The sequence below is a fragment of the Methanolobus sediminis genome (genome assembly GCF_031312595.1).
GTDB classification, from domain to species: domain Archaea; phylum Halobacteriota; class Methanosarcinia; order Methanosarcinales; family Methanosarcinaceae; genus Methanolobus; species Methanolobus sediminis.
Genome location: NZ_CP133592.1, coordinates 1,104,934 through 1,128,873 on the forward strand (window position 1 = coordinate 1,104,934; position 23,940 = coordinate 1,128,873).

Sequence of the window (23,940 nt, forward strand, 5' to 3'; positions counted from 1 at the left end):
ATAAAACCATAAGCATGAAGGCGATACTATGGAAAAGACAATCACATACTTTAACGAAGTTGGAAAAGCAAACACTGAAGAGGTCATGAAGTTATCTGCAAAGAGGGCAGCAGAACTTGGAATCAAATACGTTGTGCTGGCAAGCACAAGCGGGGAAACAGCACTTGTTGCCGCAGAAGCATTCAAAGGACAGGATGTCAAGATCATAGCGATCACACACCAGTACGGACTTAAGGAACCTGGAAAGTGGGAAGTCGATGAAGACAAGCTTGCAAAGCTCAACGAGCTTGGAGTTGTAATGACAACACAGTCACACATGTTCTCAGGCGTTGAGCGTGCTATCCAGAAGCGTATTGGCGGTGCAAGCCGTGCTGATGTCATATCCGACACACTGAGAGCTGTATTTGGAAAAGGATTCAAGGTAGCTCTGGAATGCGTAATGATGGCAGCCGACTCAGGTCACATACCAGTATCCCTTGACACAGAAATTATAGCAATTGGCGGAACCAGGCAGGGAGCAGACGTATCCGTAGTTGTCAGACCTGCACATTCCTTTGATTTCTTTGGCATGCAGGTAAGGGAAATCATAGCAATGCCAAGGGCTAAGGAAGAGCCAAAGTAACTATAAAATAAGAATCTTTCAATGGGAATCAATTCCCATTCTCATTTTTAACATCATATTCTTTATTCCCTTCTGCTTCATTAGACTGCTTATTCATGTACAATGTACTTTTCATAAAATAAGCAGTGAAGAGAACAAATGCCAGAAACAAAGCTATGGCAAATAGTATTACGTAAATAGTATCCATAAAAAGAGAAAGAAAGTACCACAAGGGTACTTCATTGAATTTACTGCTGTGGCTTCTCGTAGAGAGCTGTCTTGGTCATCTGGTAGCCCTTCTTTGCGTGTGGCTGCCTGAAGACACTGTCGTTTGCTTTCTCGATCTCTCTTGCGTCGATTGCCAGCTGTGCTGCAGCACGCATCATTTCGTGACCTGCTGCTGCTGTGAGTGTAACCTGCTCGATCTCCTTCATCATGAAACATGCTGGGAAGTTGATCTTTGCGACGGAGTCAGCCATGTGGAGAGCTGCAAGTGCCTTTGCCTTTGCGTATGGGTTGTTGAATCCTGCTCTCTCGATGCACTTCTCTGGCTTTGCGAGGATGTGTGGAAGTTCGAGTTCCTTACCTTCGTCTGCCATTGCAGCGACCTTGTCAAGCTCTTCCTGAATGAGTCTTACAACACCACAGGTTGAAAGGACCTTCATTGCGTCAGAGTTGAATGATGCCATCTCTACAGGGTCGAGGAATTCGGTCTTTGCGCCGATGAGTGGGTCTACGGTCATGATAATGTAACCGAAACCTGCTGCCTGGAGTGCCTCACGGTCTTCCTTCTTTGTAGGACCGTCTGAGATAACGATACATGGAACGTCCTTGTATATCTCACGAGCTGCGGTTGGGCCTGGTGCGCTTGAGTTAGGGCTGATCATTACGTAGAAATCAGCATCGAAGTTTTTGAGTTCTGCTGTTGCTGCTGCTTCGTCTTTACCCATTTTAGGACCTGTACCGAATACGCGAACGGAAATTCCTTCTCTTGCTGCGATCTCGTCCTGTACGAGGTCAATCACCTGGCTCATGCCTAAGTTACCTAGCTTAATGAATCCAATCTTTGCCATGTAAAATCACAGTAGTGCAATGGGCAGTGTAGCATATATTACTTTTGGAATAATACCGCTACACTTCAATAATGAATAATTATACCAGAAATAAAATGAAAAATGAGAAAATATGAATGAAAGAATTAATCTGTGTGCACCTTGTTGAGACGCACCCAGAATGTGCTGCCATCTTCAGGATAATTACTATCCACACCAACCTCACCATTATGGAGAGTTACGATCTTATGAACGATTGCAAGACCTAATCCTGTTCCCTTTATACACCCTTTTTTAACCTTATCCAGTCTTGAAAAACGAGTGAAAATCAGTTCTCTGTCTTCTTCAGGGATACCGGACCCATGATCTATTATATTAACCTGCCACTGTTCACCGATATCTGATATAGTTACCTCTACATGGCTGCCTTTTGGACTGTATTTAATAGCATTTGAAATCAGGTTGATAAAGACCTGATCAATAACGGAATTCACCATTGAAGGATAAAAGCTATTGATCTGAACATCCACCGTCATTTCATTCTCTTCAAATCTGGGCCTGAAATTATCAACTATGTTCTCCAGGGTTGAACCAAGATCATGAATCGAAAAATCAATTTCTTCCACAGAGTCAAGTTTGGCAAATTCTGCTGCTTTTTCTATGATAGAGATAAGGTTCCTGTTACTTTTATCAATATTTGATAGCAGTGACTTTTTCTTATCGTCAGCCTCCCATTCAAGAAGGACAGCAACAAAGCCGTTTATCAAAGATGCCGGATTCAAAAGATCATGCCGCATTATATCAGCAAAAAGTTCTTTCAGCTCATTGGAATGTTGCAATTCCTGTGCATAAACCTCAAGTTCCTTCTTGTTTTTTTCCAGATCCTCTATCCATTGTCTGAATGCAAGACCATAAGCCATCATTAATTCTACAAGAGGAGTTGAAAGGAAACCGACTGATTCCATCACACTTTTAGCAGGCAAGTCTGCTGCCAGCTTCTTTACCGCTAGCTCATGCATTTCAATAATATCTTCGGGAGGCACATTTAATCTGACCAATTCATACCCAAGGTCCTCTGACCTCATTAGATATTTTTCTTCACGAGTGGAGACATACCCCTTCAAGATATCGTAATATCTGTCGTTAATTTCATCGTTATTCATATTGATCACTTCATTGTACAGACCAATATGGTTGCATCGTCAGTCATACGTCCATAATCCCCAAGTATTGCCTTTGCCAGTTGTTGTTCATCCTGCAGCAGATACATACCATACGATGATAGCTTAATATGTTCAGGTATGCCATCTGTCCACATGACCAGGAGCCCATAAGAAGAGATATCCACTTTCTCCACATACAGGTGCCTGTATCCACCACCTACGATACCCCAGCTGGATGTAAGATGAGAGGACTTTTCACCATACAACATTGTACGGGTATTTCCAATACCGCCATATTCGAGAGTGACATCATCCTGATAGATGCGTGCAATACTCATTGCCACACCCCTGGTATGCTTGATAGCTTTGTCACAACCTGAAAACAATTTATCAAGCGACTCATCCAGATGGAGAGATACATAATCAAGAGCTTCTTTTGCCGCTTCTTCAGCGTGCTTCCCATGTCCCAGACCATCGATCATGCACATTGTCAATGTGCCATCTTCAAGCCACCAGTCGCACTGGTCACCGCAATGTACATCGTTATTAAATGAACGGGATTCCGTTGCTATTCGCATGAATACCACAACCGTGTTATAATACAGGTATTTGTATCATCTGTCACTGAGATTTCAAGTTCGTCCATCATCCTTTTTACCGCAGATAAACCTGAACCAAGACCTGGACCTGTCGAATAACCATCCACTAAAACCCGTTCAGCATCCTTTATTCCTGGGCCAGAGTCGTTAGAAATAAGTTCAATTCCTACGTAGCCTTTTTTTCTTAACTCACAAATCGTGATAGTGCCACCACTAAGAGTATGGTAAACCAGATTCGAAGCAAGCTCTGAAGCAGATGTGGCTACTTTATGAGCATCTATATCCGAAAAGCAGAGTTTTCTTGCGAAGGATAAGGCTTTTGTCTGGACGTTCGCAACATGTACCAGGTTAGTTACCTCTATTGTTGCTTCCAGATATTTCTCAGTAAATGCATTATCTCCAGTTTCAGACATTCGGACGACTCATTTCTAAATTAATTTTGGTATAACCCGGACTGGATTCTATGGAAAAATCATTAACGAGCCTTTTTGCACCCGGAAGACCTGCTCCCAGACCTCCGCCTGTTGTGTAGCCATCTTCCATAGCCTTATCAATGTCTTCGATACCTGGCCCATAGTCCTCAATCTCTACCTTGATCCTGATCTCTTCAGATGAGGATTCGGTAACTATATGGCATACACCATGACCTGCATATTTTATTACGTTCCTTGTCAGTTCAGAGATGGCTGTAGCCATACGGGTCTGGTCGGCCGAGCCAAATCCAATGTCTGCCATTTCCTGCCTAGCAATCTTCCTGGCTATGAGAATATCATCCTCGATCTTGAGTTCAATACACTTATCAGTGATGTTAATCAACTCCCTCTGATATCATTTCCAGAAGCTTATCAAAGCCTTTATCGAGATTCAGAGCAGTATCTACGCCGATAAGTTCACGTCCCATTTCCACCAGTGTAAGCGCAACCATTGGCTGCATTCCACATAGAACGACCTTAGCACCCATTAGACGTGCCATTCTTGCAGTCTCGTTTATCACACGGGCCATGAAGGAATCAACAATATCCATTGCAGTGATATCTATGATAAAGCCCTTTGCATCACTCTTTTCGAGGAAAGAAACAACATCCGCCTGATACCTCAAGGCATCATCATCGGTCATGTCACTCTGTATTGATGTAAGGAGAATATTCTTTAGTTTAAGTATTGGTATTTGCACGGAAACACCCCTTATCATACCAGTTTCTTGCCTATTATGCCGAATGCTTTTGAGACACCGTCACGCAATGAACCACTGGTAGTGATATCACCGAGGTTAACTCCAAGTGTCACAAGTGTCTGTGCGACATTTGGACTGAATCCTGTAATGATGACTTCAGCACCGAGCATTTTTCCGGCACTTACGGTTTTAAGTATATGCTGGGCAACACTTGTATCGATCATAGGAACACCGGTTACATCCAGAATTGCTACTGCTGCTTCATTCTCTACTATGGAAGCTAGCAGGTTCTCTATTATCTGCTGGGCACGCATTGTGTCAATTACACCTACAAGCGGAAGAATAACAATGCCTTCCCACAGTTTGATGACAGGTGTTGAGAGTTCCATAATAGTACGACTATGGGCACGGACTTCTTCCTCTATCTTTACCCTTTCACTTATATCGACGACATACTCCAGTCCACCCACTATGTTACCCTCTTTGTCCTTCAAAGGGGCAGCAGTATATTCAATGGGAAATGTTTTTCCAGCAGCTGTCATCTTATTTCTCCATACATATATGCGATCACTTTCCATTGCCTGCTTTACACGGCAGTTGTCTGTACGACAATGAGGAGATTGCACTATATCATAGCATTTCTTACCTTCAAGATTCTCCACCTCAAGCCATTTACATCCAACTGCATTAAGAGAAAGAATATTAAAATCCCGATCAATTGCCATGACCATGCATGGCAGCTGGTCAAGAACATCCTTTGTAATATCGAAATTCTCAATTTTAGCAGATATATCATTTGTTATCATCGGAAACCTCCAGACTAGAAGTTGTATTATGAATCCTACATATATAATATTGGTATTATATATTATGGTTGAATTATAGCTTATACTCACACCATCCGCCAAAAAAATAAAAAGATGTACCGGGTATTGTCCGAAAGCCTTAAAAGCAATGTAACTTATCTCACATCAATCTCGGCACTTAAATACTGTTTCAATACGGGATTCAAATTCCAGGTTTGATGAAGTGAGTCGTACCAGCAACAATTCTGATAGGATCAAGTTAATAGTTTTTGATATGGACAGCACCCTTATTGATGCTGAAACCATTGACGAGCTAGCGGAGGCCGCAGGAGTGGGAGACGAAGTAGCCGCCATAACTGAAAGGGCAATGCATGGAGAACTTGACTTTTCCGAAGCTCTTCAGCAAAGGGTTAAGCTACTTAAAGGACTGCCACTTGAAAGGGCAAATGAGGCTCTTGCCAAAATGCCTTTTATGCCAGGTGCGAAAGAACTGGTATCTTACCTGAAATCTCAGGGTTATAAAACTGCAATGGTCTCAGGCGGCTTTACAATAGCTGCTGACCGTGTTGGAGAGACACTGGGAATGGATCACGTGGTTTCAAACGAACTTCTGATAGACAATGGGTGTCTTACAGGAGAGGTAAGAGGTCCGCTGACAGATCAGGGCTCCAAGGAGTGTGTTCTGGAAGAGATCTCAGAAAAATATGGAATTAAGCCTGATGAATGTATAGTAGTTGGCGATGGTGCCAATGACATATGCATATTCAAAAGGGCAAAGTATGCCATTGCATTCAATTCCAAACCGATCCTTCATGCACATGCTGATATTGTCATTACAGAGAAGAACCTTGAAGCAGTTATACCTGTAATCCAGTCTCTGGATTGCGAGTAATGCCAAGTATCGTGCATTAGAGATGCATGAAATGCCAGCTTTTTTGCTGGACCGGGAGGATAATAAGGAAATGATGAAAGAACTGAACGACAAGAAGACAGAGCTTAAGAACCTGTCTGAAGACTACAAGAAGAAACGTAACGAACTCAACGCAGAAGCAAGTACACTCGCAGCAAAGCGTAACGAGCTGAACAAGAAAACAAAAGACCTTATCAATGAAGCACAGGAATACAAAGTGCTCCGTGACGAGAACAACGAGAAGGTAAAGGAGAACAAAGCACTCCGTGATGAGGTCAACAACAAGGCTAACGATGTATTTGCCAAGATCGACCAGATACGCAATGAGAACAACCTTGGTGGTCCTTCTATCAAAGATATCCGCAAGGAGATCGACAGGCTGGAATTCGCACAGCAGACAGAAGTCCTTACAACCAACAAGGAAAGAGAGCTGGTCAACAAAATAACTGAACTCCAGAAACAGTATGTTGTAAAGAAACAGCAGCTTGAAAGCAACGATGAGCTTAAGACACTGCTGAATGAAGCACAGGAGATCAGGGACGAGGCATCCACCTATCACACTACACTTTCAGAGTACGCACAGAAGGCTCAGGAGTATCACGACAAGATGATCACTACCTTCAAAGAGGCTGACAAGGTCCGTGCAGAATCTGATGCTGCTCACAAAGAATTCGTTAACTTCCAGGAAAAGGCTGATGAACAGCACAAGCTCTTCATTACAGCTCAGAAAGAGATCCGTGACATCGACAAAGAACTCCGCAAGATGAAGAAGGGAGATGTTGATGGCAAGAAAGAAGCTTCAAAGGCAGAGGCACGCAAGGATGCAGAAGACATCTTTGACAAATTCAAATCTGGTGAGAAGCTTACTATGGAGAACCTCATGGCGCTCCAGAGATCAGGTTTCCTGAAATAATCAAAATTTAGAGGGTGATTTTTCACCCTTTTTTCAACTGTTTTTTATTAGTTATTTTCTTACTATTGCAAGTTATTAGCTAGTTCTTGAAGTAAAAATATGCTTAAATTTCAGATGATTATCTGAAAGAGTAAAAAAGAAATAATCTTAGCGTTCAAGGCCAAGATGATTTATCCTGAATGAAGAATCACGCATCAGACAGGGACCTGTACCGAACACAGGGTCTGTGTATATCTTCTTCCATATAGATGCAAGACTATCTGAGTGAATATTACCATATGGTTTTGGCATGCATGCACATGGAAGTACGTTACCTTCTGGAGTTACATGGAGCCATTTCCTGCCTGCAAAGCATCCCATTTTTCTGATGATCTGAGGAATCGGGAATACACGGGGACCTTCTGTATGGGAGGTTCTTTCAACAAAATCATCGAACTTTTTGATATCTTCCAGCGAAAGCACTTCTTTCTCATGAGCTTCCCACCTGCCTGTTGGAACTATCTCGTAGAATGAAAGTTCATGAACACCAATCTCTTTTGCAAGCTCGTAGAAATCATCAAGCTCATCAACGTTACGTGGCGAAAGAACTACATAAATTCCAACCAGCAGACCTGCGTCAAGTCCATTCTTGAGAGCATTTACAGCTTCCTTGAAAACACCCGGCCTTCCTCGCATGTAATCGTGCCCTTCTTCACTGGCACTGTCAAAGCTTACACTTAACATTGAAAGACCTGCGTTTTTGAGACTCTCTGCACGCTCCGCAGTCATTCCTACACCTGATGTGAACAGACCCGGAATTGCACGTGACTGGTCTACATAGCTAATAAGATCTTCAAGGCCATCATAAAGCAAAGGTTCGCCACCATCAAAGATTATGAGCGTGGTACCAAGATCAATAGTCTGGTCAATCACACTTTTTACAGTATCAGGGTTTAACCTTGCTTTGTTCTTAGTATCCGGAAGAGCACAGTGAAGACACCTGTTAGGACATTCTTCGGTAATTGAAATTGTGATCTGCTCCGGAACATACTTTCCCCTCATAGCTTTCATCTGGCTTGATACAAGCCTGTCGAATGCCTTGCTTGGTATCGGAGGCATCCATGTTGAATAGATGAGTTTATCCTTTTCAACCTTTGAGGGTTTTGTGTTCTCGAATATTTCCATCATATCCGCTACAAAAGAACCCATAATAGATGATGCAATACCTGAGGTCTTCATTCTTACCCGGTTATTTTCAACCTGGGCATATACCTTGAAAACCGGGTTCCTGTAGAAATAATATTTTGGCTTCATCACTACTTGTTCCTGAAAACTGCCCTGTATGACAGTATAGAAGATGGATTGTTCTTCAGTATCATCTTTGATACTTGTAGTGCCTGATTGAAAGGACTTCCGCTAAGAACCTTCAGGTCCTCACCTTCAAAGACCTCCATCATCCCATCGATCTCCTTGTCAGTCATCTTCCTGAGAGTCTCCATTGCGAACCTTCCAAGATAGTATTCTGTCCTGTAAGCTTCGTTCCAGCGTTTTCTGTACTCGAACAGGAAGTTCTTGAAAGTATTACCTTTTGCAATGGCATCGGCTGCAACATCACCGCACATCTGTCCCGCATGCATACCATAACCAATTCCGGACTGTGCTGCAGAACCTCCGACAATCATCACACCGTCAGCCACAAGCTCACCTGGAATTGCAACTATCGGGTCACCACCAACAGATTTGCTTATAATCTTCACATCATCCAGACCTTTAAGCTCCTTGAACTTTTCAAGCCATGCATCGAAGAAGTCTGAAACATCTGTACCATGCCTGCGTACATACATTCCAAGTGTAGCCCTGTTGCCACCGCATGGAGAGTATGTGGATTTCCATCCGGGAGCATGATTACCTACATAATACTCAAAATAATCAGGTTCACCAATTCCTTCTGCCTCGATCTCAGCCTCAAGGGACCAGGCAATATCCTGTGTATGTTTGATCGGTTTCATTCCAAGAAGTGCGGCAATCCTTGAATTAATTCCATCTGAGACAATGACAAGTTTGCATTTTATCTTGCCTTTTGATGTGCTTACAATAAAGCCACCTTCTGTCCTGAGGACATTGAGCACTTCAATACCGAAGCGAACATCAGCACCTGCATCCCTGACCTGCTTGACATAGAATTCATCGAACTTTTTCCTGTCGAGGAAATAAGCATCACCTTCAAAGAGTACATTCTTCCCGGAAGGTGCGATGATATAGGCACCTTTGAGGTTCTTTATTACATAACTCTGGTCTACTTCCTCTCCGGTCCTGTCAAACATTCCTTTGAAAAATGTGTTTGCAGGATGAGTGGGTACTCCCACAGCTTCCTTCTTGTCGAGAAGTATGACCTTGCAGCCTTTTGCCGATGCATTTCTGGCTGCCATGACTCCCGCAGGGGAAGCTCCTATTACTATGATATCTGCATCCATTTTGAACCTCTAGACTAAATTTACCACAGGATACCGGAATATGCCGGTACGAGTATACAAAGTATTACATCAAGTATGAGAGAACCAAACATTATTCCCCTGTATCTGGAACCCTGAAGGAAAAGTCTTCCTCCACGCTCTTCTGTTGGATTCTTTATGAAATCAAATGACTGGATGAGCATCCATCCGCCTGCAAGCAGTGCGCCTGCAAAGTATATAGGACCTATCTTTGCAGTAATTCCAATGGCAACTGAAGCAATTACACCTACTGTCCACATGAAAGTGACAAATTTTGCTGTTGCGGGAATGCCGAAGGTTACCGGGAATGTTGGTGCTCCTCTGGCCCTGTCACCTTCTACATCCCTTGCCACACCTGAAAGTGTGAATCCCCAGTCTGTAAAGCACATCATCAGACCAAGGAATATTGCAGGAAGCGGGAGAATTGAACCGTAATCCGGTGTTTTCAGGAAGCCTGCAGGGTCAAAGGCAAGCCATATGCCAATGGGCACAAGTCCGTATGCAATTCCTACGGGAACAAAGCTCAGGAATGTCATTCTTTTTGCGAGTTTTGAGTATATACTGATGGTTAACACAGCAATTACAAGAACCAAAAATGATTCCGGATTGAGGTAAAGAGCTGCTGCACTGGCAACTAAAAACAAAAAACCTGCATATTTAAGTGCCTGATCCCTTGTGAGCTTGTTAGCTACAAGCGGCCTGTCAGGCAGGTTGATGGTATCAATATCGATATCACAACAATCATTGTAAACATAGGAACTGGTGATAGCCGCATAGCCACCTATCACAGCTATAATGAACATTATTGGGTCCGGCAGTGCCCCTATTGTGAGATATGATGCCAGTAAAGCGCTGGCTGCAGGCAGGGCTAAGTCCATGTCCGAAATTTCCGGCCTTAACATCTCAAGATAGGGATTTCGTGTTTTAGAGCCTGAAGTGGAAACCAAGTATATCACCTGATAGATTATAGCTTCTAATCTCCAGTATCGTATATTAGTATTAGGGTTATGTGGATTAAAAACCCGGATCGAATTTTAAAAAGTAAGAATTACATCATGTATAACTTCAGAAGTCTGTTGATCAAATCCCTGAATATTCTGCCTCAGCAATCTCCTTAATCCTTCGAATAATAGAAGCCAGACCATCAGCCCTTGCCGGAGACAGATTAGACTTCAGACCGATGGCCTCTATGAAATACAGATCAGTGTCAAGGATCTCCTGAGGATAACGGTCGTTCAGAACCCTGAGTACAAGAGAGATTATCCCTTTGGTGATCATGGCATCACCGTCATACTCGAAATGCAGTTTGCCATCATTGATATAACTCCTGATCCAGACCTTTGACTGACAGCCGCTTATGGAGTTCTCCTCGATCCTGAATTCTTCGGCCATGGTCTCGACCTGTTTCGCAGAGGATATCAGGAGTTCATACTTGTCGAACCATTCGAGTCCCTCGAACTCCTTTATAATCTCATCCTGAACAGCATCAATCATGCATGCAGCACCCTTACTTTCTCTATGCCTTCGACCAGCATGTCTGCATCTTCTTTAGTACTATATAGTGCAAAGCTCGCCCTCACAGTGCCTTCAATGCCAAGTGACCTCATCAACGGCTGAGCGCAGTGGTGACCCGTCCTTACGGCAATTCCCATCTTATCCATGATCAGACCTGCATCATAATGATGGACACCTTCTATGTTGAATGAGATAGCTCCGCACATCTCATCGGTGTTCCCGTAGACCGTCACACCGTCCATTTCCAGCAGCCTTTCCCTTGCATAGGAATATACCTCATGCTCGTGCTCTTTTATCTTATCCATGCCTATATTTTGCACATAATCAACAGCTACACCCATACTTATGGCTCCTGCAATATTAGGTGTGCCTGCCTCATATCTCTGCGGAGGGTCCAGATAGGTCGTCTTTTCAAGGGTTACTTTGTCGACCATTCCTCCACCTCCTCTTGCAGGCAAGAGATCATTGAAACGTTCACTTACATACAGCACTCCCACACCAGTGCCTGCATACATTTTATGGCCTGAAAAAGCAAGAAAATCACAATCAACATCCTTTACATCAATGGGTACATGCTGAACTGACTGGGCTGCATCCACCAGAACCGGAACATCATGGTCTTTTGCAATCTCAGTTATCTCTTTAATGTCATTCACCGAACCAAGTACATTGGAAGCATGGTTTATTGCCACTAATTTAGTCCTGTCAGTAATTTCCATTGAATCTATCAATACATTGCAGTCGTCATCCATCTGAATTGCTTTTAATGTGGCTCCTGCCATCTGCCATGGCACTATATTCGAATGATGTTCCACACCAGTTATCAGAACCTCGTTCCCGGCCAGTACTGGCCTTAACGAGCATGCAACCTGATTGATGGAATCGGTCGTACCGGCAGTGAATACCACTTCACTCGAATTACGGGCACCAATGAAATCACTTACCTTTTCCCTTGCCTTCTCATATCTCTCACTTGAAACTTCGCTCAGATAGTGAACTCCCCTGTGGATATTGCTGTTACCCGACCTGTAAAATTCAGAGATAGCATTGATTACACAGGATGGTTTCTGGGTAGTGGCCGCACTGTCAAGATAGACAAGTCTCTTTCCATAGACCTCTTTTTCAAGTATAGGGAAATCCTTCCTGACATCTATCATCTTTTCACCATCCTAACAAGAGAAAACCATTTCCTTTCATCGGTAAAGACATTCTCCACATCAAGTCCTGCCGCAGCTGCCAGTTCTTCGATGTCATCCTCAGTATACTTGTGGGAATTTTCAGTATGGATCATCTCATCTTTCCTGATGAAGACCCTTTCGTTCAACACAGGGATCATTATTTCCAGATCCTTCTTTGCCCTCAGATGCATCTCGATCCGTGAATATTCCCTGTTGAAAAAAGCCACATGTTCGAAATCGTCCGGGTCGAAGTCGGTCCCGAGATTGTTGTTCGTGACATTAAGAATATTCTTGTTGAACTCAGCCGTAATTCCTTTATCATCGTTATAGGCCCTCTCGATGATATCGATATCCTTCACCATATCCATCCCCAGGATCAGCCGGTCATTAATGTTCATGACCTCACCAAGATTTTCCATGAACTCCATCGCTTTTGCTTTAGTAAGATTACCTATTGTGCTTCCGAAAAAACAGAAGAACCTTTTCCTGTCCCCCGGAATCATCTCCATATGCTCAAGGAAATCGGCAGTGATGCCATGTATCTCCATTTCAGGATATTTCACATTGAGATTGCATGCGGATTTTTCAATAGCCTCCTTACAGACATCAACAGGATAGTAGGCCATCGTCGCACGAACATCCTTTGGAACTTCGTCAAGGAACACAGATATCTTCGAGCAGTCGCCACTTCCAAGCTCCACGATATCACAACCTTTAAGGTCGGGTGCAAGTTTCCGTGCAGTCGATGCAAGAAGTGGTATCTCTATCCGGGGTGGGTAGTATTCCTCCAATCTAGTGATCTGTTCGAACAGCTCGGAGCCACGATGGTCGTAGAAGAACATAGAAGGAAGCGTCTTGGGGTTGGATCTCAGACCTGCTACCAGTTTATCCCTTACCGAGCTCTCCCCGGTGCTGGGCATGAAATTCTCAATTATCATTACTCTGGCACCCCGGTCTCAAATGGAAGGTCATTGTTACTCCATTCGAACCATCCGCCGTCATAGACAGCCGCATTGTCCCAGCCCATGAGCCAGGCATTGAAAAAGGCCTCACTGCCCCTCCAGCCGGTCCCGCAGTAGAAGGCATTGCGTTTATCCGGAGTGATACCTACCTTTTTCCAGCTTTCTGCAACCTCGTGGTATTCCCTCATGGTATGATCAAGGTTCCTGTAGTTCTCCATGTGATACGCATCCGACCCACAATCACCGAACACTGCACCGGGGATACGGCCCTTTTTCTCTATGTAATTATAACCGCTCACTTCTCCGATATATTCCCTCCAGCTTCTGACACAGACCAGATTCTTGTCAGGAGAGGCAAGGATATCTTTTGCTTCCTCCAGGTCAACGGCTATCCCGGGTTTCCGGGGAATATCAACCCCGAAAGGAAGCCTGTTGTTCTCGGTCGGGACCTTAGTTATCCCATAACCGGAATCAAACCATGACTGAAGACCTCCGTTAAGTATCCGTACATCTCTGACACCGGCATAGAGCATTATGAATGCAGCTCTCATTGCACCAAGATGACCTGCACTGCTTCCCGGGAATGGGTCATCATTGTAGGGGAATGAGAATCTTCCGTAGACCACCACCGTGGTATCGGAGCTTATACCTGCACTTTCCAGAGCTTCCTTCAGTTCTTCAGGTGAACGACGGTTCCATGTCTCTGTGGATTCAAGGGAGTTGGTATCCATGGATATTGAGCCTGGTATATGCCCCTCTTCATAGTCAGAAGGATTCCTGTAGTGAACATGGCAAACAACAAACCTGTCATTGTCATATTCAGGAGCGTTGCCCGTGGTTATCAACTGGTTCAGCCAGTCTGCTGAAACAAGTTGCCTGTATCTTTCAAGATGCTCCATTGGCAGATCTCTCTCCAACCATTCAGAAAATGAGTTGAAAACAGTCACATCAGAATATCCAGCCCTTTCAAACTGTCTTGCAACCTCTTCTGTCTTTTTCTGATCGTAACCATAGATCACAAGAGGATCATCCGGCAGGATACCTTTATTCCTGACTATCTCTATCCAGTCGATATAGTGCAACCATTTGTATGGCAGTGACTTCGCACCTTTGATGTGACCCCCCCTTGCCTCATCATTTTCCTTCCAGCCATTATAAGCATCAACCGACCTGATGTCGATCAGTTTATACTCATCCATATTTTCCAATAGATCATCAGTTAAAATAACTCCCATGAAGTTACATTTGCTGGACTCTTATATGTAATTTAGTATCAGAAGAAAACAGAGATTTTGAAAAAAGAAGGAAAAGTTATCAGTCGCTCTTTGGAGGAACAACTGTAACGTTATCCATTTCAGCAAGCTTCTCTACCAGTGGATGTGCAAAACTCTCTCTCATCAGGAAAGTGTAGGTTGCTTCAGGATTCAATTCTATCAACTTAATAGTATTAAGGAAAGCAGTTTCCAGAGACTCATAGTCAGGAGTCCTCACAACCTCTGCATTGAATGGATATACCTCTGCAAGATCCTGGGGATAGGAGCCGAATGGTGGCTTGAATACCATGACATTATCATACTCCTTATCCTTCTTTGTAGGATATGGCCTGATAAGCACTGAACCCTTGATGGTTAGCCTTTCAAGCTGTTTGGTGAAACGAAGAACCTCAGGCCTCTTTGCAGATTCAGGCCCGCAGTAGAAGAAAGTGGACTTGGATGAAGGATCACATTCCTCCAGCCATGAGGAATAATTGGTCATCTGCTTTAAGGCTTCCAGCATTCTTGGGTGTGAGCGGCAGCGCTGTTCTACAAGTTCCAGAAGGTTGCCTTCCCAGATAGCCTGCTTGACCTCTCGCATTTCCTCAAATGTAACATAGAGGTTGTGCCTTGCAAGAAGTTCAGTACAGTTGTGGGCTTTTTTAAGCTCCTCTGCTGTGTGAGCCATACATACCGGACAGGAACATGGGAGATACTTTAGTTTATCCACATGGTAAGTGCCTCTTGAAGTAATGTAGCGTTTGTCCTTTGCATAGAGAGCATAGGCTGCAGAGTCAAAGAGATCACACCCCAGAGCAACAGCAAGTGCAAACATCATTGGGTGCCCGGCACCGAAAAGATGTACTGGTGCTACAGGGTCAAGACCTTTTTTGGCTGAAGCGATAACATCCACAAGGTCTGAATAGCGATAAGCTTCCATGAGTGGAACTACAGCACCGAATGGGTAAACATCAAAACCAACATCTGAAAGCTCACGTGCGCATTCTTCACGAAGGTCTTTGTAAGTGGCACCCTGGACAGGACCTGCAAGGAGCATGCCGCCTTCTTTTACAAGACCTCTTGCTTCCTTAAGACGCTCGATTGTAATATCCATGTCTTCCTTTGCTTTCTCATAGGATACATCCGGATGTGTTGGAATATCCAGAGGGACACCGATATCGGTTCCTATCTTTTGCTGGAAATCGATAATTTCCTGGTTTGTGACTTCCACTTCTCCGTAAACTGAAAGTTGGAAAGAACCGGAATCGGTCATGATTGGACCGTCATAATCGAGTAATGCATGCAAACCGTCTTTGAGAGCTTTTTCCCTTAACTCGTCTTTGCGGTAGATAATATATGAATTCGTGATAAGTATCTCAGCACCAAAATCCTTCATTTCGGATGGTTTTATGGTCTGGATATTTGGATTGATAACAGGCATTACGGTAGGGGTTTCCACCACTCCGTGCGGTGTTGTGAGTTTACCGATACGCCCTGCCGCATCCTTATGTATTATATCGAATTGTGACATGAGCCACTAGATGAGGTTAAGATATATTTAAGCTTCCTCTGGGATATTCTTCAAAATAATGAACGAGGAAATTAACGAGGAAATAATGGAATTTATCCCGAATTTACTATCAGAACTTACTATATAATTTATAATGATTCAGGCATCATTATAGTATATGTATGAACTGCATACCCCTGTTAATACCAAGGCTGTAGCTAAGTACATGGGATATTACCTTCTGGCATTTTCATTTGTTCTGGTAGTTCCGATGATTGTTGCAATAATATTCCACAATTTTGAAGCTGCTGCATATTACGGGGCAAGTGCAGTAATCATTTTTATAGCAGGAGCTATTGTCTACAGGACTTTGCCGGATTACGACCTCGAAACAAAAGAAGCACTCATTATTGTTGCTCTGGTTTTCCCCATATCTGCATTCCTTAGCTCCATTCCTATGTCACTGTCAACTGGTATGCCGTTGTTTGATGCTTACTTTGAAAGTGTATCCGCGGTAACAACAACAGGACTTAGTGTCGCTCCTGCTGATGTAGGACCGGTTTTTCTTTTTGCACGTTCATGGGGGCAATGGGTTGGAGGAATAGGAATAATTCTTGTGGTTCTTTCGGTTCTAATCAGCCCGGGAACTACAGCATCCAGAATCTACAAAGCCAACTATGGAGACATGAAAATAAAACCAACTGTGATATCCACAACCCGTACAATTGGCAAGGTTTACGTCATTATCACACTTGTTTCCATTGGGCTGCTACTGCTCAGTGGAATGTCACTTTTTGATTCCATCTGCCATGCGTTCTGTTGCGTATCAACAGGAGGATTTTCAACACAGATTAATAGCATAGGTGCATATAATGGAAATCTTATACCCACTGCTATAAGCATTTCCTGCTTGCTTGGAGCTATCAGTTTTGTACTCTACCCACATCTGTTCAAGAAGCCGGAGAAGTTTTTCAGGGACAAGGAACTAAAGTTATTCCTGGCACTGATAGTGCTTGGCTCAATTGTATTTGCTTTTACATTATCCAGAGAAAACTTTGAGTATGCTGTGATAAAGGACAACTTATTCCAGATAATTTCTGCGATTACAACTGCTGGTTTTTCCACCTTTGACCTGTCCATCCTGTCGGAAGCATCAAAAGCAGTACTGATATTCATGATGTGGATTGGGGGATGTATGGGATCAACTGCCGGGGGGATTAAGGTTTTCAGAGTACTTTTACTCTTTAAGGTGGTACATAATGTGCTTCTCAGGTTGTTCCTTCCAAAAGAAACTATCACTCCTATGAAGATACAGGAACACATTATAGAAAGTGAGGAGATATACAATCTTGTTACATTCATGCTGCTTTACACACTGATACTTGTAGTCTCATCGTTCATATTCATGCTTCATGGAGTGGAAACAAGCAGTTCTGTTTTTGAGGCATCAAGTGCTTTGAGCACAGTAGGGCTTTCCGCAGGAGTTACTAATGCTGCCATGCCAACGGTGCTAAAAGCAGTGCTAATTATTGATATGTTATTTGGCAGAATTGAAATTATACCATTGATACTGCTGTTTATGCCAGGAACATGGATTAAAAGAAAAAGGAACAATAGGAGGATTGTGAGAACATGAGAGTTATCGTTGTAGGTGCAGGTTCACTGGGAATACTTCTGACAAAGAATATGATCGATCAGGGAAAAGAAGTCATACTTATCGAGAAAGATGAAGCAATAGCAAAAGAGCTTGCTGAAACCCTGGACTGTACTGTGATAAATGCAGAGGGCACTAGACCTGATATTCTGGAAAAGGCGGATCTTCCAAGCGCAGATGCCATTGTTGCCTGTACCAGTAATGATCAGAACAATATTCTTATTGGTTTGATTGCCAGAGATGCAAAAGTTGGGAAGATCATTCTAAAAATAGATGACAACCAGTTCATGGATGTTGCTAATAAGCTTGGTTTTTATTATATGATAAATCCTTCAAGCATTTCATCCAGATATATTGCAGACGTGCTTAGAGGGATTAATACTATTGAACTGAGTAATCTGGTTCGCTCTGATGTTCGTTTTATGGGAATTGTGGCAACAGAAAGTGTGATTGACAGGAAATTGTCAGAAATATCACTACCAGAAGATAGTGCTTTCATTGGGATTTATCGAAAGAGTGATTTTATCCTTGCAGAGAAAGACCCAAAGCTCAGAGAAAAGGACGAAGTTATCATTGTTACAAAGGCTGATTTTATTTCTGATGTAAATGAAGCCATGGGTAGAAACGTGGATAAATAATTATCCATTATTTTGACATTATCGCTCTGTACTGCGCTTTGCGCGGTGCAGTGAGCCTTTAGGATAGTACTAAAATCAAAAATAGCCAAAAGCTCAGGACAAGTTGTAATCAAAAATATAGTATTTAGAAAAGTAGAATCAAATGTGAGTGAGTTGGCAGCGATCCAGAGTTCCCGAAGACTCTCATACTTCAGTACAATAAGGAACGCTGGCGGGCTTATCTTCTGTGTTCGGGATGGGTACAGGAATTACCCCGCCGCTATGGCCGCCAAACTCACTCACGATGAACGATAAAGTTAAAGCCAAGATCCGGATTCGAACCGGAATGGAATCGCTCTGCAGGCGATTGCGTAGCCGCTCCGCCATCTTGGCAATGAGCGATACATGGATGGAACCATTGTATAAATACTTTATCAAAAAACCGTGTATACTCAACACACACATATCAGATTTCGCCTGGACAAAGCAAGACAGACAGGCACGGATTATTAGTAGCCGCGGACTGAACACCTCGTTGCCTTGGTGCGTACATCCCGACCCTATCAAACCGGTCTTTTACCGGGACCCTTAATGTAGTCTCTTTTCAAGTCAGATTTCGAGCTTAGATGCATTCAGCTCTTATTCCTTAGCGCGTAGCTGCTCAGCAGTGCCCTGTCGGACAACTGATACACCAGTGGCGCCGCTACTCTGTTCCTCTCGTACTAAAAGTAGCTTACCCTCAGACTACAGACACCTCTAGTAGATAGTAACCGACCTGTCTCACGACGGTCTAAACCCAGCTCACGATCTCCTTTAATAGGCGAACAACCTCACCCTTGGCCGCTGCTGCACGGCCAGGATGGAAAGAACCGACATCGAAGTAGCAAGCTGCCGGGTCGATATGTGCTCTTGCCGGCAACAACTCAATTATCCCCGGGGTAACTTTTCTGTCATTTTTGGCTCGCACCAAGCGAGCTCAAAAGTTCGCTAGAACCGACTTTCGTCTCGTCATCCACTACTGTGCTGAATAACGTCAGGCTGACTTATGCTCTTGCACTCTTCAGTGGGTTTCCGACCCACTTGAGTCAACCTTTGTGCGCCCTTGATATCTTTTCAAGGGCGTCCCGCCCCAGGCAAACTGCCCACCTATCGGGGTCCTCCTCTCGGAGTGAGGGTCGTAATCCTGGAAGGGTAGTGTCCCAATGGCGACTCCATCGATGCTGGCGCACCGACTTCGACGTCTCCTACCTACACTGTACATCCAAAATCACAACCCAACGACAGGCTGCAGTAAAGCTCCACGGGGTCTTCACTTCCCCCTAGAGGTCTCTAGACTGTGCACTAGAAAGTAAGCTTCACCGGACTCTGGCTAGGGACAGTAGAGCTCTCATTGATCCATTCATGCAAGTCGCCAATTAAGCGACAAGGTACTACGCTACCTTAAGAGGGTCATAGTTACCCCCGCTGTTTACAGGCCCTTCGTCCCGTTGAACCGGGGTTTCAGGTACCTGCACTGAGCAGGATTCAGAGATTGTACTAGCCCTTACGGGTTTGCAATCTCCTATGTTGATATTAGACAGTTAGAGCTCTCTTGTCACTGCGACCTGCTATCTTCATAGCAGGCACTCCTTCTCCCGAAGTTACGGAGCTAATTTGCCGAATTCCCTTAGCCAAATTATTCCGACACGCCTTAGCCTTTTCAGCTAGGGGCACCTGTGTCAGTTCTCGGTACGGACCCATGACTCCCTTTTCACGGGTTCCCGGGTGCAGCCAACTTTCGCCATTACAGATTCGCCCGCTTCTCGCCATTACGGCTCTCCACGGGATTCGCTGCTTAGACGGCGCGACGGCGCCGCTTGGCCTGCCCAAAAACGTTGGTTTCACTGTCATGAGGTACAGGAATATTAACCTGTTTCCCTTTTGGCGTACTCGAATTACGGTACGTCTTAGGACCGACTAACCCTCGGCTGACGATCATTGCCGAGGAAACCTAGCCCCTTCGGCGGATAGGATTCTCACCTATCTATGCTGTTACTATTACCAGGATTTTCGTTTCCGCACGGTCCACAGGACTTCACAGCCCTGCTTCTGCCCGAACGCAACGCCTTCCTACGAGATCACCTTACGGTGCTCCGTGGTATCGGTGGTCGACTTGAGCCCCGTCCATTTTCGGGGCCCCAAACCTCGACTGGTGGGCTGTTACGCACTCTTTAAAGGATAGCTGCTTCTAAGCTAACCTTCCAGCTGTCTAGGGCTTAGGACGCCCTTTAGTATTAACACTTAGTCGACACTTTGGGACCTTAACCACGGGCTGGGTTGTCTCCCTTACGGACTACAAGCTTACCCCAGTAGTCCGGACTCCAACCTTCTACGACGACGGTGAGTTTGGAGTTTGACAAGCGGCTGAGGAATTTCTTCCCCGGGACCACCAATCAGTGCTCTACTTCACCGACTATCTCCAGTTAGGTCATGCTACGACATGTTTCGGAAGGAACCAGCTGATGCCGGGTTAGATTAGCCTTTCACTCCGAGACGCAGGTCACACGAATGATTTGCAGATCAATACCGCTTGCGGTCCTCCACGTAGCTTTCGCCACGCTTCAACCTGCCCACGCCTAGATCACCCGGCTTCGGGTCGTATCCTAATGACTCCACGCACTTGTATACGTCGCTCCTCGTCTTACGACTGCGAGCATGTTGCTTTCGCTTCGGCTTCCTATTTAGAAGTTAGCCATCGCCATTTGAATACACTCCCTGGCCCGTTCTTCAAAACGTAAGATATGACATTGGCAATATTACCCGTACTGCAGCCTCGCGACTGTTTCCTTCGTAATAAAGATCCTTTAACGCCATATCGCTCTATCGCCTCCAGGTTTCAGGCACTTTTAACCTCCCTTCTTGGGGTACTTTTCAGTTTTCGGTCACCCTACTAGTTCGCTATCGGTCTCAAGGAGTATTTAGTTTTGGAAGTTGGTGCCTCCCAAATTCACGCGGGAATTCCGACCCACGCTACTCAGGTTATAATCCAGATCCTTTGGTTGTTGTTTACGTGACTATCACACTCTATGGTCTAACGTTCCAGAAAAGTTAAACTTCAACCAAGTGGGACCTTTAGAAAAAACCTACAACACCACATCTCCCACATGTTACCAGTGGGATTCAGTTTGAACTTTACCGTGTTCATTCGCCATTACTAACGGCATCTCTTCGATTTCTTTTCCTGCCCCTACTAAGATGCTTCAATTCGGGGCGTTCCCGATCATTGATGATCAACACACAAAATGTGTTAGGAAGACCCATTAGGAGATCCCGAGATCATAGGCTCCATGCACCTACCCCGGGCTTATCGCAGCTTGGCACGTCCCTCATCAGCTCTTGAGCCGAGCCATCCACCTGAAGGCATATTTACCAGAGTCCATCTCACTTTGTCCAGTGAGCGTCTGATATATGCATGCATATACACGATTTCATTGCAGCTGTTGTTGCTTCAGCCGCTTCATCCTTCCCCACAGACGTTACTCTGTAGGTGCACTAATAATGGACTTGCAGGGATTCGAACCCTGGGCCTTCGCCTTGCAAAGGCGACGATCTTCCAACTGATCTACAAGCCCATAGAAGATTCACTTATTGAATCTTGCCTTTTTTTCTTGAATCTGACAGTCTTTCGATTTCTGACCGGTAAGTGGTGATAGACGTTGTGCCTATCTTGCTTAGGAGGTGATCCAGCCGCAGATTCCCCTACGGCTACCTTGTTACGACTTAACCCCCCTTGCGAAATTTAGGTTCGAATACGGCACTAGTCCATACCCTCACCCATACCTCACTCGGGTGGTTTGACGGGCGGTGTGTGCAAGGAGCAGGGACGTATTCACCGCGCTATATTGAAACGCGATTACTACGGATTCCAGCTTCATGAGGGCGAGTTACAGCCCTCAATTCGAACTACGGGCGGGTTTATGAGATTACCAACCCTTTTCAGGGTAGGGACCCATTGTCCCGACCATTGTAGCCCGCGTGTAGCCCTGGAGATTCGGGGCATACTGACCTACCGTAGCCCGCACCTTCCTCCGGTTTAGCACCGGCGGTCCCCACAGAGTACCCATCATCCCGAAGGATATGCTGGCAACAGTGGGCACGGGTCTCGCTCGTTGCCTGACTTAACAGGATGCTTCACAGTACGAACTGACGACGGCCATGCACCTCCTCTCAGCGATTCAGGTAAGACCTTCAGCCTGACCTACATATTGCTGTCGCCCCAGGTGAGTTTTCCGGCGTTGAGTCCAATTAAACCGCAGGCTCCACCCGTTGTAGTGCTCCCCCGCCAATTCCTTTAAGTTTCAGCCTTGCGGCCGTACTTCCCAGGTGGCTCGCTTCACGGCTTCCCTGCGGCACCTGAAACGGTCGCACCGTCCCAGACACCTAGCGAGCATCGTTTACGGCTGGGACTACCCGGGTATCTAATCCGGTTCGTGCCCCCAGCTTTCGTCCCTCACCGTCGGACCCGTTCTGGTAAGACGCCTTCGCCACTGGTGGTCCCACAAGGATTACAAGATTTCACTCCTACCCCTGTAGTACCTCTTACCTCTCCCGGTCCCAAGTCTGACAGTATCCCCCAGAAGCCTAACAGTTGAGCTGTCAGATTTCCCGGAAGACTGATCAAACCGGCTACGGACCCTTTAGACCCAATAATAGTGGCCACCACTCGGGCCGCCGGTGTTACCGCGGCGGCTGGCACCGGTCTTGCCCGGCCCTTGCTAACACATGCTATTTATACATATGGACAGCCAACATAATATGCTGGCACTCAGTATCCCCTTATCGCGGTTTCCCGCATTGTAAAGTTTTCGCGCCTGCTGCGCCCCGTAGGGCCTGGATTCATGTCTCAGAATCCATCTCCGGGCTCTTGCTCTCACAACCCGTATCCGTCGTAGGCTAGTAGGTACACTACACCCACTACAACCTGATAGACCGCAGATTCATCCTAAGGCGCCGGAGCTTTGAATCACAGAACATTCCAGTATCTATGATTTATCAGGGATTATCACCAGTTTCCCGGAGTTATACCTGACCTTAGGGCAGATTATCCACGTGTTACTGAGCAGTACGCCATGTTCACGAAGAACATTTGACTCGCATGGCTTAGTCGAATACTGATAGCAGTGACCTCTGGCAGGATCAACCAGAATTGTTGATCACACACAAAGAATTGTTTATTTTTGGAAGTCATTTAGGAATCAGTCGGAAAGAACTCTCTTTGAGAGAAAATTTCCTATTTGCACATAAGTTTGGTTAATTCCTTAATTTGTTTGTAGTTATACACTACCGGTCAGAATTAACCGAACTGCCAAATCCAACGTCAGACTGAAAAAACTTCAGTCTCCACTTGTAAGGCGGTGATTGTAAGTGTTTTCGCGCGATTTGCGCGGACTCCTTCAAAGGTCACCATCGTATATAAGGCTTTCGAACGCGGAGTTCGAAGCCAAAGGACGGACCTTTGGAACACATGTAATGTCCACATTTCCACTCGGATTTTATATTTATGAATTTTATCCTATATGGAGT

Annotated in this window: 20 protein-coding genes, 2 tRNA genes and 3 rRNA genes; 5 read left to right on the top strand and 20 right to left on the bottom strand. The window is 44.9% G+C overall.

Annotation, left to right across the window (positions count from 1 at the left end; all coding sequences use genetic code 11):
• Nucleotides 1-28: 28 nt before the first annotated feature.
• Nucleotides 29-622, top strand: coding sequence for a pyruvate kinase alpha/beta domain-containing protein (locus tag RE474_RS05325; protein WP_309311938.1), 594 nt, complete (start codon nucleotides 29-31; stop codon nucleotides 620-622).
• A gap of 227 nt (nucleotides 623-849) precedes the next feature.
• On the opposite strand, the gene RE474_RS05330 is transcribed toward RE474_RS05325, so the two are convergent.
• The 7 genes from RE474_RS05330 to RE474_RS05360 form a co-directional block, all read right to left on the bottom strand.
• The gene (locus tag RE474_RS05330) at nucleotides 850-1,674 is read right to left on the bottom strand and encodes a F420-dependent methylenetetrahydromethanopterin dehydrogenase (protein WP_309311939.1); all 825 of its coding nucleotides are present in this window, start codon (nucleotides 1,672-1,674) and stop codon (nucleotides 850-852) included.
• A gap of 125 nt (nucleotides 1,675-1,799) precedes the next feature.
• Nucleotides 1,800-2,816 carry an ATP-binding protein gene (locus RE474_RS05335; protein WP_309311940.1) on the bottom strand — a complete coding sequence of 339 codons (1,017 nt, stop codon included), beginning with the start codon at nucleotides 2,814-2,816 and terminating at the stop codon, nucleotides 1,800-1,802.
• Nucleotides 2,817-2,821: 5 nt separating this feature from the next.
• On the bottom strand, nucleotides 2,822-3,394 hold the full coding sequence (locus RE474_RS05340; RefSeq protein ID WP_309311941.1) for a PP2C family serine/threonine-protein phosphatase: 573 nt from the start codon (nucleotides 3,392-3,394) through the stop codon (nucleotides 2,822-2,824).
• Entirely contained in the window at nucleotides 3,385-3,828 is a 444-nt protein-coding gene (locus RE474_RS05345) for an ATP-binding protein (RefSeq protein ID WP_309311942.1), read from the bottom strand. Before RE474_RS05345 ends, RE474_RS05340 begins: the two co-directional genes overlap by 10 nt.
• The gene (locus tag RE474_RS05350) at nucleotides 3,821-4,231 is read right to left on the bottom strand and encodes an ATP-binding protein (RefSeq protein ID WP_309311943.1); all 411 of its coding nucleotides are present in this window, start codon (nucleotides 4,229-4,231) and stop codon (nucleotides 3,821-3,823) included. The genes RE474_RS05345 and RE474_RS05350 overlap by 8 nt, the downstream gene beginning before the upstream one ends.
• Nucleotides 4,224-4,589, bottom strand: coding sequence for an STAS domain-containing protein (locus RE474_RS05355; protein WP_309311944.1), 366 nt, complete (start codon nucleotides 4,587-4,589; stop codon nucleotides 4,224-4,226). Before RE474_RS05355 ends, RE474_RS05350 begins: the two co-directional genes overlap by 8 nt.
• Before the next feature lie 14 nt (nucleotides 4,590-4,603).
• The gene (locus tag RE474_RS05360; RefSeq protein WP_309311945.1) at nucleotides 4,604-5,395 is read right to left on the bottom strand and encodes an STAS domain-containing protein; all 792 of its coding nucleotides are present in this window, start codon (nucleotides 5,393-5,395) and stop codon (nucleotides 4,604-4,606) included.
• A gap of 274 nt (nucleotides 5,396-5,669) precedes the next feature.
• Here RE474_RS05360 and serB point away from each other — a divergent pair, with 274 nt between their 5' ends.
• Nucleotides 5,670-6,287: a phosphoserine phosphatase SerB gene (serB, locus tag RE474_RS05365; RefSeq protein WP_309311946.1), complete on the top strand. Its 618-nt coding sequence runs from the start codon at nucleotides 5,670-5,672 to the stop codon at nucleotides 6,285-6,287.
• 70 nt (nucleotides 6,288-6,357) lie between these two features.
• The gene (locus RE474_RS05370) at nucleotides 6,358-7,218 is read left to right on the top strand and encodes a coiled-coil protein (protein WP_309312206.1); all 861 of its coding nucleotides are present in this window, start codon (nucleotides 6,358-6,360) and stop codon (nucleotides 7,216-7,218) included.
• A 147-nt stretch (nucleotides 7,219-7,365) separates the two neighbouring features.
• Here RE474_RS05370 and RE474_RS05375 read toward each other — a convergent pair whose 3' ends face one another.
• The 8 genes from RE474_RS05375 to tgtA form a co-directional block, all read right to left on the bottom strand.
• On the bottom strand, nucleotides 7,366-8,511 hold the full coding sequence (locus tag RE474_RS05375) for a radical SAM/SPASM domain-containing protein (protein ID WP_309311947.1): 1,146 nt from the start codon (nucleotides 8,509-8,511) through the stop codon (nucleotides 7,366-7,368).
• Nucleotides 8,512-8,513: 2 nt separating this feature from the next.
• The gene (locus RE474_RS05380; RefSeq protein ID WP_309311948.1) at nucleotides 8,514-9,671 is read right to left on the bottom strand and encodes an NAD(P)/FAD-dependent oxidoreductase; all 1,158 of its coding nucleotides are present in this window, start codon (nucleotides 9,669-9,671) and stop codon (nucleotides 8,514-8,516) included.
• 20 nt (nucleotides 9,672-9,691) lie between these two features.
• Nucleotides 9,692-10,636, bottom strand: coding sequence for a UbiA family prenyltransferase (locus tag RE474_RS05385; RefSeq protein ID WP_309311949.1), 945 nt, complete (start codon nucleotides 10,634-10,636; stop codon nucleotides 9,692-9,694).
• 133 nt (nucleotides 10,637-10,769) lie between these two features.
• Complete coding sequence (locus tag RE474_RS05390; RefSeq protein WP_309311950.1) at nucleotides 10,770-11,183, bottom strand: SufE family protein; 414 nt, start codon at nucleotides 11,181-11,183, stop codon at nucleotides 10,770-10,772.
• Nucleotides 11,180-12,361 (bottom strand): aminotransferase class V-fold PLP-dependent enzyme, encoded by a 1,182-nt coding sequence (locus RE474_RS05395; protein ID WP_309311951.1) that lies wholly within the window; start codon nucleotides 12,359-12,361, stop codon nucleotides 11,180-11,182. Before RE474_RS05395 ends, RE474_RS05390 begins: the two co-directional genes overlap by 4 nt.
• Nucleotides 12,358-13,320 carry an L-histidine N(alpha)-methyltransferase gene (egtD, locus tag RE474_RS05400; protein ID WP_309311952.1) on the bottom strand — a complete coding sequence of 321 codons (963 nt, stop codon included), beginning with the start codon at nucleotides 13,318-13,320 and terminating at the stop codon, nucleotides 12,358-12,360. The genes RE474_RS05395 and egtD overlap by 4 nt, the downstream gene beginning before the upstream one ends.
• Nucleotides 13,320-14,579, bottom strand: a complete 1,260-nt coding sequence (locus tag RE474_RS05405; RefSeq protein ID WP_309311953.1) for a sulfurtransferase — start codon at nucleotides 14,577-14,579, stop codon at nucleotides 13,320-13,322. Before RE474_RS05405 ends, egtD begins: the two co-directional genes overlap by 1 nt.
• Before the next feature lie 79 nt (nucleotides 14,580-14,658).
• A complete protein-coding gene (tgtA, locus tag RE474_RS05410; protein ID WP_309311954.1) occupies nucleotides 14,659-16,128 on the bottom strand; it encodes a tRNA guanosine(15) transglycosylase TgtA in 1,470 nt (489 codons plus the stop codon).
• A 157-nt stretch (nucleotides 16,129-16,285) separates the two neighbouring features.
• Between tgtA and RE474_RS05415 the strand changes: the two genes are divergently transcribed.
• Both RE474_RS05415 and RE474_RS05420 read left to right on the top strand, forming a co-directional pair.
• A complete protein-coding gene (locus tag RE474_RS05415; RefSeq protein ID WP_309311955.1) occupies nucleotides 16,286-17,743 on the top strand; it encodes a TrkH family potassium uptake protein in 1,458 nt (485 codons plus the stop codon).
• On the top strand, nucleotides 17,740-18,399 hold the full coding sequence (locus RE474_RS05420; protein ID WP_309311956.1) for a potassium channel family protein: 660 nt from the start codon (nucleotides 17,740-17,742) through the stop codon (nucleotides 18,397-18,399). Before RE474_RS05415 ends, RE474_RS05420 begins: the two co-directional genes overlap by 4 nt.
• 151 nt (nucleotides 18,400-18,550) lie before the next feature.
• Here RE474_RS05420 and rrf read toward each other — a convergent pair.
• From rrf to RE474_RS05445, 5 genes are all read right to left on the bottom strand, one after another.
• Nucleotides 18,551-18,672: ribosomal RNA gene (rrf, locus tag RE474_RS05425) — 5S ribosomal RNA — on the bottom strand.
• A 27-nt stretch (nucleotides 18,673-18,699) separates the two neighbouring features.
• A tRNA-Cys gene (locus tag RE474_RS05430) sits at nucleotides 18,700-18,771 on the bottom strand.
• 98 nt (nucleotides 18,772-18,869) lie between these two features.
• Nucleotides 18,870-21,795 (bottom strand): 23S ribosomal RNA (locus RE474_RS05435).
• Between the two features lie 121 nt (nucleotides 21,796-21,916).
• Nucleotides 21,917-21,989: transfer RNA gene (locus RE474_RS05440), tRNA-Ala, on the bottom strand.
• 101 nt (nucleotides 21,990-22,090) lie between these two features.
• Nucleotides 22,091-23,564, bottom strand: a 16S ribosomal RNA gene (locus RE474_RS05445).
• The 16S, 23S and 5S rRNA genes sit together here with 2 tRNA genes alongside, the layout of an rRNA operon.
• Nucleotides 23,565-23,940 lie beyond the last annotated feature (376 nt).

What these genes read in the sequence shown, in the direction of transcription:
- RE474_RS05415 (WP_309311955.1), top strand. Translation starts at nt 16,286, where the DNA reads ATGTATGAACTGCATACCCCTGTTAATACCAAGGCTGTAGCTAAGTAC.
- RE474_RS05335 (WP_309311940.1), bottom strand. Translation starts at nt 2,816, where the DNA reads ATGAATAACGATGAAATTAACGACAGATATTACGATATCTTGAAGGGG.
- RE474_RS05340 (WP_309311941.1), bottom strand. Translation starts at nt 3,394, where the DNA reads ATGCGAATAGCAACGGAATCCCGTTCATTTAATAACGATGTACATTGC.
- RE474_RS05375 (WP_309311947.1), bottom strand. Translation starts at nt 8,511, where the DNA reads ATGAAGCCAAAATATTATTTCTACAGGAACCCGGTTTTCAAGGTATAT.
- RE474_RS05330 (WP_309311939.1), bottom strand. Translation starts at nt 1,674, where the DNA reads ATGGCAAAGATTGGATTCATTAAGCTAGGTAACTTAGGCATGAGCCAG.
- tgtA (WP_309311954.1), bottom strand. Translation starts at nt 16,128, where the DNA reads ATGTCACAATTCGATATAATACATAAGGATGCGGCAGGGCGTATCGGT.
- RE474_RS05395 (WP_309311951.1), bottom strand. Translation starts at nt 12,361, where the DNA reads ATGATAGATGTCAGGAAGGATTTCCCTATACTTGAAAAAGAGGTCTAT.
- RE474_RS05325 (WP_309311938.1), top strand. Translation starts at nt 29, where the DNA reads ATGGAAAAGACAATCACATACTTTAACGAAGTTGGAAAAGCAAACACT.
- RE474_RS05420 (WP_309311956.1), top strand. Translation starts at nt 17,740, where the DNA reads ATGAGAGTTATCGTTGTAGGTGCAGGTTCACTGGGAATACTTCTGACA.
- RE474_RS05345 (WP_309311942.1), bottom strand. Translation starts at nt 3,828, where the DNA reads ATGTCTGAAACTGGAGATAATGCATTTACTGAGAAATATCTGGAAGCA.
- RE474_RS05370 (WP_309312206.1), top strand. Translation starts at nt 6,358, where the DNA reads ATGATGAAAGAACTGAACGACAAGAAGACAGAGCTTAAGAACCTGTCT.
- RE474_RS05390 (WP_309311950.1), bottom strand. Translation starts at nt 11,183, where the DNA reads ATGATTGATGCTGTTCAGGATGAGATTATAAAGGAGTTCGAGGGACTC.
- RE474_RS05380 (WP_309311948.1), bottom strand. Translation starts at nt 9,671, where the DNA reads ATGGATGCAGATATCATAGTAATAGGAGCTTCCCCTGCGGGAGTCATG.
- serB (WP_309311946.1), top strand. Translation starts at nt 5,670, where the DNA reads ATGGACAGCACCCTTATTGATGCTGAAACCATTGACGAGCTAGCGGAG.
- egtD (WP_309311952.1), bottom strand. Translation starts at nt 13,320, where the DNA reads ATGATAATTGAGAATTTCATGCCCAGCACCGGGGAGAGCTCGGTAAGG.
- RE474_RS05360 (WP_309311945.1), bottom strand. Translation starts at nt 5,395, where the DNA reads ATGATAACAAATGATATATCTGCTAAAATTGAGAATTTCGATATTACA.
- RE474_RS05405 (WP_309311953.1), bottom strand. Translation starts at nt 14,579, where the DNA reads ATGGGAGTTATTTTAACTGATGATCTATTGGAAAATATGGATGAGTAT.